Source organism: Agrobacterium sp. SUL3, assembly GCF_001263295.1.
Classification (GTDB): domain Bacteria; phylum Pseudomonadota; class Alphaproteobacteria; order Rhizobiales; family Rhizobiaceae; genus Agrobacterium; species Agrobacterium tomkonis.
On sequence record NZ_KQ414510.1, the window covers coordinates 123,474 to 134,873 of the forward strand.

General features: G+C 59.2%; 10 protein-coding genes and 1 pseudogene. 6 read left to right on the plus strand and 5 right to left on the minus strand.

Annotation, left to right across the window (positions count from 1 at the left end):
* The first annotated feature begins 27 nt into the window (after positions 1-27).
* Positions 28-1,602: a 2-polyprenylphenol 6-hydroxylase gene (gene ubiB / locus AKG12_RS21080; RefSeq protein ID WP_046799311.1), complete on the plus strand. Its 1,575-nt coding sequence runs from the start codon at positions 28-30 to the stop codon at positions 1,600-1,602.
* Positions 1,603-2,080: 478 nt separating this feature from the next.
* Positions 2,081-3,016 carry an ornithine lipid hydroxylase OlsE gene (olsE, locus tag AKG12_RS21085; RefSeq protein WP_046799449.1) on the plus strand — a complete coding sequence of 312 codons (936 nt, stop codon included), beginning with the start codon at positions 2,081-2,083 and terminating at the stop codon, positions 3,014-3,016.
* 41 nt (positions 3,017-3,057) lie between these two features.
* Here olsE and AKG12_RS21090 read toward each other — a convergent pair whose 3' ends face one another.
* The 3 genes from AKG12_RS21090 to AKG12_RS21100 all read right to left on the minus strand — a co-directional run bounded on the left by AKG12_RS21090 (position 3,058) and on the right by AKG12_RS21100 (position 6,273).
* The gene (locus tag AKG12_RS21090; protein WP_046799310.1) at positions 3,058-3,417 is read right to left on the minus strand and encodes an MmcQ/YjbR family DNA-binding protein; all 360 of its coding nucleotides are present in this window, start codon (positions 3,415-3,417) and stop codon (positions 3,058-3,060) included.
* On the minus strand, positions 3,414-4,619 hold the full coding sequence (gene coaBC, locus AKG12_RS21095) for a bifunctional phosphopantothenoylcysteine decarboxylase/phosphopantothenate--cysteine ligase CoaBC (protein ID WP_052820300.1): 1,206 nt from the start codon (positions 4,617-4,619) through the stop codon (positions 3,414-3,416). The genes AKG12_RS21090 and coaBC overlap by 4 nt, the downstream gene beginning before the upstream one ends.
* A gap of 70 nt (positions 4,620-4,689) precedes the next feature.
* A complete protein-coding gene (locus AKG12_RS21100; protein WP_052820301.1) occupies positions 4,690-6,273 on the minus strand; it encodes a peptide chain release factor 3 in 1,584 nt (527 codons plus the stop codon).
* Between the two features lie 89 nt (positions 6,274-6,362).
* Between AKG12_RS21100 and dut the strand changes: the two genes are divergently transcribed.
* From dut to cysK, 3 genes are all read left to right on the plus strand, one after another.
* The gene (gene dut / locus AKG12_RS21105; protein ID WP_052820302.1) at positions 6,363-6,833 is read left to right on the plus strand and encodes a dUTP diphosphatase; all 471 of its coding nucleotides are present in this window, start codon (positions 6,363-6,365) and stop codon (positions 6,831-6,833) included.
* A gap of 75 nt (positions 6,834-6,908) precedes the next feature.
* Entirely contained in the window at positions 6,909-7,526 is a 618-nt protein-coding gene (locus tag AKG12_RS21110; RefSeq protein WP_046799448.1) for a LysE family translocator, read from the plus strand.
* Positions 7,527-7,681: 155 nt separating this feature from the next.
* Complete coding sequence (cysK, locus tag AKG12_RS21115) at positions 7,682-8,650, plus strand: cysteine synthase A (RefSeq protein WP_046799306.1); 969 nt, start codon at positions 7,682-7,684, stop codon at positions 8,648-8,650.
* Between the two features lie 126 nt (positions 8,651-8,776).
* On the opposite strand, the pseudogene AKG12_RS21120 reads toward cysK, so the two are convergent.
* A pseudogene (locus AKG12_RS21120) lies at positions 8,777-10,078 on the minus strand (YifB family Mg chelatase-like AAA ATPase); the annotation flags it as partial.
* 201 nt (positions 10,079-10,279) lie between these two features.
* Positions 10,280-10,564 carry a helix-turn-helix domain-containing protein gene (locus AKG12_RS29560; RefSeq protein ID WP_285277772.1) on the minus strand — a complete coding sequence of 95 codons (285 nt, stop codon included), beginning with the start codon at positions 10,562-10,564 and terminating at the stop codon, positions 10,280-10,282.
* Between the two features lie 464 nt (positions 10,565-11,028).
* Between AKG12_RS29560 and AKG12_RS21125 the strand changes: the two genes are divergently transcribed.
* Complete coding sequence (locus AKG12_RS21125; protein ID WP_052820303.1) at positions 11,029-11,346, plus strand: hypothetical protein; 318 nt, start codon at positions 11,029-11,031, stop codon at positions 11,344-11,346.
* Positions 11,347-11,400: the final 54 nt, after the last annotated feature.

Below are 11,400 nucleotides of genomic sequence, written 5' to 3' on the forward strand. Positions count from 1 at the left end.
CAGCAGAAGCAGGAGACAGGCATAAGCATGAGCACTCTGGGCGCATATTTCCGCCTCGCAAGGGTTGGCTGGGTTCTCGTGCGCGAAGGCGTCGTGCTGGCGCTGCCGTCCGACGATCTGCCTGCCCCGGCGCAAGCGCTGAAGGCACTCCTGAAGCCCTTCGCCCGCAGCAAGGCCAAACGGGCGCAGCGTAGCGACCGGCTGGCAACGGCCGTCGAGCGGCTTGGACCGTCTTATGTGAAGATGGGCCAATTTCTGGCCACCCGCCCGGATGTGGTGGGCGCCGATTTCGCCGACGATCTTGCAAGCCTTCAGGATCGCATGGCGTTTTTCCCGGCCGCAGCGGCGAAGGCTAATATCGAAGGTTCGCTCGGACGCACGGTTTCTGACCTCTACAGGGAATTCGGCGATCCGATCGCGGCTGCCTCCATCGCCCAGGTTCATCCGGCAATGGTGGATACGCCGAAGGGACCACGCAAGGTGGCCGTCAAGGTCATTCGTCCCGGCGTGCGCCAGCGTTTCCAGAACGATCTGGAGGCGATGTATCTGATCGCCGACCTGCAGCAGCGCTTTGTCCGTTCAGCCCGCCGTCTGCGGCCCGTCGAGGTGACACGCACGCTGGAGCAGACAACCAAGATCGAGATGGATCTGCGGCTCGAGGCCGCTGCCCTTTCCGAACTTGCCGAAAACACCAGGGACGACCCCGGCTTCCGTGTTCCGGAAGTCGACTGGGAACGCACCGGGCGCGATGTCGTCACCATGGAGTGGATCGACGGCGTCAAGATGTCGGACATCGAAGGGTTGAAGGCCGCGGGACACGACCTGAACGAGCTTGCCGATACGCTGATCCAGTCCTTCCTGCGGCATACGCTGCGCGACGGCTTTTTCCATGCCGACATGCATCCCGGCAATCTCTTCGTCGATGACAAGGGCATGATCGTCGCCGTGGATATGGGCATTGCCGGACGCCTCGGCAAAAAGGAACGCCGCTTCCTCGCCGAAATCCTCTACGGCTTTATCACGCGCGATTACATGCGGGTGGCGGAGGTGCATTTCGAGGCCGGTTATGTGCCGGGCCATCACGATAAAGCGAGCTTCGCGCAGGCGATCCGCGCCATTGGCGAGCCGATCCATGGCCAGCCGGCCGAGACGATCTCCATGGGCAAGCTGTTGACCCTGCTGTTCGAAGTGACCGAGCTTTTCGACATGGAAACGCGGCCGGAACTGGTCATGCTGCAAAAGACCATGGTGGTGGTGGAAGGCGTATCACGCATGCTCAACCCGCGCTTCAACATGTGGAAGGCGGCCGATCCGGTCGTCGGCGGCTGGATCAGGGACAATCTCGGTCCGAAGCGCATCGTCACCGATCTGAAAGACGGCATGAAGGCCGCTCTAAAGCTTGCTGAAGCGGCACCTGAGATCGCCGCCAAGACGGAAAAGCTGCATTCAGAGCTGATGTATATGAGCGAGAATGGCCTGCGTTTCGATGCCCAGACAGCCGAAGCTATCGGCAAGGCGGAAGCGCGCCATACCAAATGGGGGCGGATTGCGCTCTGGGTGATTGCGCTGACGCTTCTCTATATTGCCATCCGAATCAGCTAAGACATATCCGCAATGGAGGTACCCGGCGTCACGGCTAGGCGCCTCAGTTACCAAAAAACGCCTATTAAGCCGACGTGACGACCGCATGCCATGCTCATGCAATCTAATGAAGAATAGTGGCCTGATCTTCTAAACGAAACAGGTGGCCGATGCGATTGTTAACACTTCTGGTTGGTTCGCTATTCTTCAGTCTTCAACCGGTCGCAGTGCCGGAAGCAATGGCTCAACACAGGGTCTACGACCCCTGCACGGACGGCAGCATAAACGATGGCATACCGCGCAGTTGCGACGAGCTGAAACGGGAATTGCGACGCAGTGACAGATATGGTCGCAGGGAATGGGATTATTATCGGCCTATGCGGCCCCTGCGCACCGATCCATGCAGGGACGGGCGCATCAGCGACGGGCAACCGCGATCCTGCGGAGAGTTGCGTCGCTGGTTGAATGATAGATGATTGCCGGACGGGAACTGAAATTCATGGCAAAAACTCAGGCAGTAAAACAGGCCCTTTCCTATTGTTCGTGGCCCATGGTGTTTTTCTTCGGCCTTGCCGGCTCCTATTTCGCCTTCAACAGCAGCCACCCCATCATGGCGTTCCTCTGCGTCTATGCGGGCGCGGTGTTAAGCCTGTTTCTCCTGGAACGTTATATCCCCTATGAGGTTCAGTGGCTTCAGGGCGATGGTGAAACCGCGACCAGCATTGGCCACACCCTGTTGACCAAGGGCCTTGTCCAGCTTGCCGCCGTTGCGGGAGCAATCTTTCCGATGTTGACCGCCAACGTGCTGCAACCGCTTGCAGCCATGCGCTTCAATCTGTGGCCTTCCGATCTGCCGATGATCATTCAGGTCGCACTTGCGGTCACCATCGCTGAATTCGGCCTCTACTGGGCGCACCGTATCGCGCATGAGACCGTGTTCTTCTGGCGTTTCCATGCCCTGCATCACAGCGTTGTCCGGCTATGGGTGGTCAATACCGGCCGTTTTCATGTGGCGGACTCGCTCTTCAAGATCGCGCTCAGTCAGCTTCCGCTCTATTTGATGGGCGCACCCTTGCACGTTTTCTGGTGGCTTGGCGCCGTTACCGCCTTCATCGGCATTCTGACCCATTGCAATGTCGATATGAAAACCGGCCCGCTGGACTATGTGTTCAGCACACCGCGGCTGCACCGCTGGCACCATTCCAAGGAGCTTCCCGAGGGAAACACCAATTACGGCGAGAATCTCGTCATATTCGACCAGCTGTTCGGCAGCTATTTCAATCCCGATCGCCCATCCTCCACCAATATCGGCATCAAGGGGCAAATTGCGAAGGGCTTTCTGCCCCAGCTTTTTCAGCCCTTCACCAAGGAGGGCGTTCGCCAGATCATCGGTCGAAACACGAAAGGCGATTCAGGCGAAACGCCCGGCATGTGACGTTGGAGCATTTCCGCTTTTCTCCGAAACGCGAGAATGCTCTAGTCGAAGAATATGCCCAGTTCAGCGCGCAGTTTCTTCGTCAGGCCGGCCGCAACAAGTTCATAGGAGCGGCGCACATAATGCTCCAGCTCCTCTCGCTCGAGCGGTGAGTGGTCACCGATCGATATCCATTTGCGTTTGGCGAAATAAGGCGCCTGACGGATGCCTTCCAACGAGGTGAGGATTTCGAAGCTTTCCTCCGAACATTTCACCACCAGACGCCAGTCCTCCCGCTCACCCAGCACGGCAAAGACCTTGTCGCCCACCTTGGCGACGTGAGAGTCCCATTGATCGACAAAACGTACGCCCGGCCAACCACCGAGTACCTTGTCAAAGGTCTTGCGATCAAACAGGCTCATGCGAGCTTCTCCGCGATAAGGGCAGCCAGACGTTTGGCGACGTCGGCCTTGTCGAGATCCGGCCAGGCCTCGACGCCCTCCGCCGAGATGATCTTCACGCTGTTGCGGTCTCCACCCATGATGCCGGTTTCAGCCGAGACATCATTGGCGACAATATAATCAGCGCCCTTGCGCTCCAGCTTGGCCCGGCCGTTCTTCTCGACATCCTGCGTTTCAGCGGCGAAGCCCACCACAATCTTCGGGCGCTTTTCGTGGTGACCAACGGTTTTGAGAATATCGGGGTTTTCCGTCAATTGCAGCGCGGGCGGCGCATCGCCAGGCTGCTTCTTGATCTTCTGTTCCGATGAACCTGTCACCCGCCAGTCGGCGACGGCGGCGACCATAACGGCGATATCCACCGGAAGCCGCGAAATTACCGCATCGCGCATCTCTTCGGCGCACTCGACATGGATCGTCGTGACCCCGGCGGGATCGGCGATGGTGACAGGCCCTGAGACCAGCGTGACCTCTGCCCCCAGCTCAGCCAGAGCCGCCGCAATGGCATGGCCCTGCTTGCCCGAGGAGCGGTTGGCGATGTAGCGCACCGGGTCAATCGGTTCATGCGTGGGACCGGAGGTCACGATGGCCGTTCTGCCCTTCAGCGGCTTTGGCCCCTCATCCAGCAGTGCGGCAACGGCTTCGACGATCTGCAATGGCTCGGCCATACGGCCAAAACCTGCCTCGCCCTTCTCCGCCATCTCACCAGCCATGGGACCTATGAAAAACACGCCGTCTTTTTTCAGCGTTTCGACATTACGCAGCGTCGGTTTCGCCGTCCACATTTTCGGGTTCATTGCCGGAGCCACCAGCACCTTGCGATCCGTCGCGAGAAGAATGGTGGAGGCAAGATCGTCTGCCAGGCCATGCGCCATCTTGGCCATCAAATCGGCAGTGGCGGGCGCGACCAGCACGAGGTCGCAGTCACGCGCCAGCCTGATATGGCCGACATCCTGCTCGTCCTGTCTGGAAAAAAGCTCCGTGAAAACGTGGGTGGCCGACAGCACGCCAACGGCCAGCGGCGTGACGAACTCCTGCGCGCCCTTCGTCATGACCGGCGTCACCTTCGCGCCGCGCTCTTTCAGGCGGCGGATAAGATCGAGGCTCTTATAGGCCGCGATGCCACCGGAGATGATGAGGAGAATATGTTTGCCTGAAAGCGTCATGATGCCGGACCAGTTTCCCGTTTCACCGGGAAACTAAGCCCTTGGCATTCAAAGTGCAATCCGGCTGATATCACGCCGCCTTGGCGACGTGATATTCCTTGATCGCGACCATCTTGATCGCCGGAAAACGCTCGGACTCATAGCGCAATGAGAAGGCGTCCTGCGCCAGAAACACCGGATCGCCATCCAGATCGCGGGCGATATCGCCGCGCTTGACGTTGAGGAACTTGTCCATTTCCGCCGGCTGATCGGAGGAAATCCAGCGGCAAACGGAAAAGCGCGACATTTCGAAGGAGACCGGCAGGCCGTATTCGCCCATCAGCCGTTCCTTCAACACATCAAGCTGAAGCGCGCCGACGACACCGACGATAGCTGGCGAGCCGTCTTCCGGCGAGAAGAGCTGTACGACGCCCTCTTCCGCCATCTGCTGCAGGGCTTCCTTCAGCTTCTTCGCTTTCATCGCATCTTCCAGCCGCACGCGGCGCAGGATTTCCGGCGAGAAGTTTGGAACGCCCTGGAAGACGAGGTTTTCACCCTCGGTCAGCGTATCACCAATGCGCAGCGTGCCGTGGTTGGGAATGCCGACCACATCACCCGCAAAAGCCGTATCAGCCAGCTGGCGCTGCGAGGCGAAGAAGAATTGCGGCGCGGTGAGCCCCATCTGCTTGCCGGTGCGCGACAGGCGCGCCTTCATGCCGCGCTCCAGCTTGCCGGAGCAGATACGGGCAAAGGCGATGCGGTCGCGGTGGTTGGGGTCCATATTGGCCTGAATCTTGAAGACGAAAGCCGTCATCCTGTCTTCCGCCGCATGCACGGTGCGGGTATCCGCCACCTGATCGCGCGGCGGCGGCGCGAAATCGCCGAGCGCATTGATGAGGTCGCGCACACCGAAATTGCGCAGCGCCGAACCGAAGAACACCGGTGTCATATGACCTTCGAGAAACGCCTGGCGGTCGAAGGGGCGGCAGGCTTCCAGCGCCAGTTCCGTTTCTTCGATAAAGACCTTGCGTTCGTTTTCCGGCAGCCTATCGGCGACTGCCTGCGGGCCATTGACCGAAAGGCCTTCCACCTGCGTATCATTGCCGCGAAAGGTATTTTCGGCGAGATTATAGGCGCCGCAGAAGCTTTTCGCCCGTCCGACCGGCCAGGTGATCGGCGCGGTATCGAGCGCAAGCTTTTCCTCGACCTCATCCAGAATCTCGAAGGGATCGCGGCTTTCGCGGTCCATCTTGTTGATGAAGGTGATGATCGGGATATCGCGCATGCGGCAGACTTCAAACAGCTTCAGCGTGCGCGGCTCGATACCCTTGGCGGCGTCGATGACCATGATCGCCGCATCCACCGCCGTCAGCGTGCGGTAGGTATCGTCGGCGAAGTCTTCGTGGCCGGGTGTATCGAGAATGTTGAAGACGCGGTCGTTATATTCGAAGGTCATGACCGAGGTGACAACCGAGATGCCGCGCTCGCGCTCGATCTTCATCCAGTCCGAACGGGTCTGGATGCGATCCTTCTTTGCCTTCACTTCACCGGCAAGCTGGATCGCTCCGCCGAACAGCAGCAGTTTTTCAGTGAGCGTGGTCTTACCCGCGTCCGGGTGCGCGATAATAGCAAAGGTGCGGCGGCGGGAGACCGCCTCGGCAAGTGTTTCGGCCATCTGACAAATCCTGTGAATTGCGGGCTATCTAGCGTTTCAGGCCCGCATTTGCAATTGACCTTGCCGCGATCTGCGCAAACTAATGCCGCATGACCGTTCAAAACGACAATCGCCCCCCTCTTCGCCTCGTCCGCCTCGCCAATGGTGCAGGCCTGGAATTGCCGTCCTATGAGACCGGCGGTGCTGCCGGCATGGACCTGCGCGCCGCGGTGCCTGCAGACCAACCGCTGACGCTGAAACCCGGTGAACGGGCACTGGTGCCGACCGGCTTTATCTTCGAAGTCCCGCACGGTTACGAGGCGCAAATCCGCCCCCGCTCCGGTCTTGCCATCAAGAACGGCATCACCTGCCTCAACTCCCCCGGCACGGTGGACAGCGATTATCGCGGCGAAGTGAAGGTCATTCTCGCCAATCTGGGACAGGATGATTTCACCATCGAACGCGGCATGCGCATTGCGCAGATGGTGATCGCGCCGGTGACGCAGGTTGCCGTGAGCGAAGTGACGGAAACCTCCGAGACGGCGCGCGGCGCCGGCGGTTTCGGTTCGACCGGGGTCTGACCGCAACCAGCATGATCAATTGTTTTTACCCGGCAATTTCGCTATTGATCTAGCGGATTTTCGGGAAACATGATCATGACACTGACGACCCTTCTAGCCTATGCCACCGCCCTTTTTATCGCCGCCGCCATTCCCGGCCCCGGCATGACGGCCATCGTGGCGCGGGCGCTGGGTTCAGGCTTTCGGGAAACCTTCTTCATGGGCCTCGGGCTGGTGCTGGGCGACATGATCTACCTGACCGGCGTAATACTGGGGCTGGCCTTCGTGGCCCAGACCTTTCAGGAAGCCTTCATGGTTCTGAAATTCGCCGGTGCGGCCTATCTCCTCTACATCGCCTGGAAGCTGTGGACCGCCGGCCTTTTGCCGCAGGACCTGAAGGCGAAAAAAAGCACCAGCATGCCGATGTCCTTCCTGTCCGGCCTGCTGATCACGCTCGGAAACCCGAAAACCATGCTGTTTTATGTGGCGCTGGTGCCGACGCTGATCGACATCCGCATGATCGGCCCGTCGGAATATGCGACACTTCTCGCCCTCACCTTCGTCGTGTTGATGGCCGTTCTGTTGCCCTACATCCTGCTTGCAGCCAAGGCGCGCAACCTCCTGAAACGGCCAAGCGCGCTGACGATCCTCAACCGCACGGCGGCGGGCATTCTGGCCGGAACGGCGACCATGATCGCCATCCGCAGCACCTAAAATAATTTCGTGCATTTACCCGGTTTATCGTGAAATTTTTCCGGTAAACCGACCATATAAGGATGAACGTTCGCTAGCCTGACAGGGCGATTGCTCCTATTCTGCCGCTCAAATCTTGCGGTCACTATTCTGTGGCCTTCATACAGGAGAGCATCATGCCCGAAGCCAGAAAGCCCGGACGCGGACGCGTCTATTCCTCGATTACGGAAACAATCGGCGATACGCCGATCGTGCGGCTGGACAAGCTGGCGAAAGAAAAGGGCGTCAAGGCCAACCTGCTCGCCAAGCTGGAATTTTTCAACCCCATTGCCTCCGTGAAGGACCGCATCGGTGTTGCCATGATCGAAGCGCTGGAAGCGCAGGGCAAGATCACCCCCGGCAAGACGACGCTGGTGGAGCCAACCTCCGGCAATACCGGCATCGCGCTCGCCTTTGCTGCCGCCGCCAAGGGCTACAAGCTGATCCTGACCATGCCGGAAACCATGTCAGTCGAACGCCGCAAAATGCTCGCCCTGCTCGGTGCCGAACTGGTGTTGACCGAAGGCCCGAAGGGCATGAAGGGCGCAATTGCCAAGGCGCAGGAACTGGCTGCGACGCTGCCCGACGCCATCATACCGCAGCAATTCGAAAACCCCGCCAATCCGGATATTCACCGCAAGACGACGGCAGAAGAAATCTGGAACGATACCGACGGGACGGTCGACATTCTCGTTTCCGGCATCGGCACGGGCGGCACGATCACCGGCACCGGTCAGGTTCTGAAATCCCGCAAGCCGGAGGTGAAGGTCATTGCGGTTGAACCCGCCGACAGCCCGGTGCTTTCCGGCGGCAACCCCGGCCCGCACAAGATTCAGGGCATCGGCGCCGGTTTTGCGCCCGCCATCCTTGATACCGGCATTTATGACGAGATCGTCACCGTCACCAATGACGAGGCTTTCGAAATCGCACGTCTTGCCGCGCGGCTCGAAGGCGTGCCCGTCGGCATCTCCTCGGGTGCAGCATTGGCGGCGGCAATCAAGGTCGGCGCGCGCGAGGAAAATGCCGGCAAGAACATCGTCGTCATCGTTCCTTCCTTCGCGGAACGTTACCTCTCGACGGCGCTTTTTGAAGGGCTTGGGCTCTAGCGACCCCATCCGGTACGCGCGATCGCGGACCAAAGAATCGAAGTTTATTATGCCGCCGGCACCGCTGGCGGCATATTCGTTTCAGAATGCCCCGCATCTTCCAACAAAGCGCGCAAGCATCACGGCTCAAGCCGCTGTCGGCAGCCTCTCGCCCGCGATACGATAGGACACGGCTTCCGCCACATGGATGCGGCCGACCGTCTGTTTTCCGTCCAGATCGGCCAATGTTCGCGCGACCTTCAGAATACGATGATAACCGCGTGCGGAAAATTTCAACCGTTCGGCGGCATCGCGCAGCAATTGCAGCCCGGACGCATCCGGCTCGGCATATTTTTCGATCAGGGTTGTCGTGCAGCGGGCATTTGTGCGGATGGCAGGAAACCCCGCCGCCGCATAACGCTCCTGCTGGGCGAGGCGGGCACTGGCGACACGGGCGGCAACCACCGCACTCGGCTCGGACGCGACGGGGCGGATGAGGTCCGTGGCAGAAACGGCGGGAACATCAATGCGGATATCGATGCGGTCCATCAGCGGGCCGGAAATGCGCCCCTGATAGTCGGCCACGCAACGCGGACCTCTGGCGCAGGTGAAGCCCGGCTCTCCCGCCATGCCGCAGCGGCAGGGGTTCATCGCCGCGACGAGCTGGATTTGCGCCGGATAGCTGACGCGGTGATTGGCCCGCGCGATGATGCATTCGCCGGTCTCCAGCGGCTGGCGCAAAGCATCCAGCACCTGGGGCGAAAATTCCGGGAATTCATCCAGAAAAAGAACGCCGTGATGGGCAAGTGAGGCCTCACCCGGTCTGGCGCGCAACCCTCCACCAATCAAAGCCGCCATGGTGGCGGAATGATGCGGCGTGCGGAACGGCCTGCGGTCTGAAAGCTTGCCACCCGACAATTGGCCAGCGATGGAATGAACCATGGACACTTCCAGCAGCTCCGCTGCCTCAAGAGGTGGCAGGATGGAGGGCAGGCGGGCGGCAAGCATGGATTTGCCAGAGCCGGGTGGACCGACCATCAGCAGATTATGACCGCCGGCCGCTGCCACCTCCAGCGCACGTCTGGCGCTTTCCTGCCCCTTGATATCGGCAAGGTCCGGCAGATTGACTGGACTGGTCCGGATGGCGGGCACGGGGCGCGAAAGCAGCTGTGTGCCGCGAAAATGATTGGCAAGCGCTATGAGGCTGCGCGGGGCGAGAATATCGATGCCAGCTCCGGCCCAGGCCGCTTCCGGACCGCTTTCAGCCGGGCAGATCAGGCCCTTGCCGAGAGCGTTGGCACCAATGGCCGCCGGCAGCGCGCCTGAGACCATGCCGATGGTGCCATCGAGATTGAGTTCGCCGAGAACCACATATTGGCCAAGCGCCTCTGCCGGTATGGCGCCCAAAGCGGCCATGAGCCCCAGAGCAATGGGAAGATCGAAATGCGATCGAAACCAGTATCGACAAAACGTATCCCTAGGATCAGGCTCACAGGCTTATGCAATCAGGCTGAAGCTGCGCGCTTCCAAATTGCGCTGTAGCTGCTTCAGCCTGATGTGGCGCGACGGTCGGACCCACCGCAGGTGGGCTTTCTCAGTGACTTCAGAGAGGTCGTATCAATTCCCCAAACGCCGATGAAACATTGACCACTACATCTCTGACTTCAAAACTTGTGGGTCTTCACCGATGCGTCCCGCTGGTGTCCTCCAGCGAACCCCTTCGCCTGATGTCGTGGAAATGCCGATGAATTCAATTCCGTGAGCCTCGTAGGTTTTGACGAGTGCCTGGACAGTTTCAACCATCGCTGCGCCACCATTTTCCAGGCGATTAATTGTGGGACGCGACACCTTCGACACCGCCGAAAGATCGCGTTGCGTCCACCCGACCAAAGCACGCGCTGCGCGCAAAACATCTGCTGAAGGATTAATCGCCATATGGCGAGAAACCCGCATGGCTGAAGAATGTCAACATTGATTCAGCTGGCATCATATAGTTGACATTTGGCATCATATGCGATTCATTTGGCATCACGGAAAATCCCTGTGTTTTCGTTTTCCGCAGAATCACTAAGAGGTTTCATGCCATACTCATCATCGCGCCCACATATGCCCTCCGCTCAGGAAGTCATTGAAACCTATCGTCGCCTAGCTGATGACTTGGAGACCCTTGGCCAAGTCGGCCCTGAGAGCATCGCTCCACTCGTATCGGTCATGGATTGGACATATGCGAAGAGAACGGTCCCAATTATTATTGGGGAGGTCTTAGGGCATCCTCACATTCTCGACGGAACTACAGCAGCGACAACTCAGGTCGTATACGTCGACGAACACTGGCAACTCGCTCGGACGATAAACAGATGGTATCGGTTAGGTCGCCCCTTGATCGGAGGTGAAACCCAGTGAACGCCGCCGATCCCAATGACCTTCTCCATGCGGCGATAGAACATCTTCTTGAAGCAACGGCAAAAGTCCAAACTGCGGTATCCGGATTTTCTATGAAACTTAACCGGCGCGATGCCGCAACAGCATTAGCCAGTAGTCCGCGCAGGTTTTTGGCCTACTGTGCACTTATGCGATTGATGAAAGCGCACAACCACTTTTTCGCCGCTGCGTCATCGGTAATGGTCATCCAAGTCCCAAAGGACTGGCCGCTCAGAGACTTCGAATACGCGACGCAGATCGGGATTGTCGTGGTGTTGATTGCCACTGAGAAGTGACCCGGTAGCACAGGATATTTCCATCGAAAATTGACCCATGTTTGAACTTTGCCC

Bases quoted from the DNA above. Each gene is read 5' to 3' on its own strand.
- dut (WP_052820302.1), top strand. From the start codon at position 6,363: ATGACCGTTCAAAACGACAATCGCCCCCCTCTTCGCCTCGTCCGCCTC.
- AKG12_RS21090 (WP_046799310.1), bottom strand. From the start codon at position 3,417: ATGAGCCTGTTTGATCGCAAGACCTTTGACAAGGTACTCGGTGGTTGG.
- olsE (WP_046799449.1), top strand. From the start codon at position 2,081: ATGGCAAAAACTCAGGCAGTAAAACAGGCCCTTTCCTATTGTTCGTGG.
- AKG12_RS29560 (WP_285277772.1), bottom strand. From the start codon at position 10,564: ATGGCGATTAATCCTTCAGCAGATGTTTTGCGCGCAGCGCGTGCTTTG.
- cysK (WP_046799306.1), top strand. From the start codon at position 7,682: ATGCCCGAAGCCAGAAAGCCCGGACGCGGACGCGTCTATTCCTCGATT.
- AKG12_RS21100 (WP_052820301.1), bottom strand. From the start codon at position 6,273: ATGGCCGAAACACTTGCCGAGGCGGTCTCCCGCCGCCGCACCTTTGCT.
- coaBC (WP_052820300.1), bottom strand. From the start codon at position 4,619: ATGACGCTTTCAGGCAAACATATTCTCCTCATCATCTCCGGTGGCATC.
- AKG12_RS21110 (WP_046799448.1), top strand. From the start codon at position 6,909: ATGACACTGACGACCCTTCTAGCCTATGCCACCGCCCTTTTTATCGCC.
- ubiB (WP_046799311.1), top strand. From the start codon at position 28: ATGAGCACTCTGGGCGCATATTTCCGCCTCGCAAGGGTTGGCTGGGTT.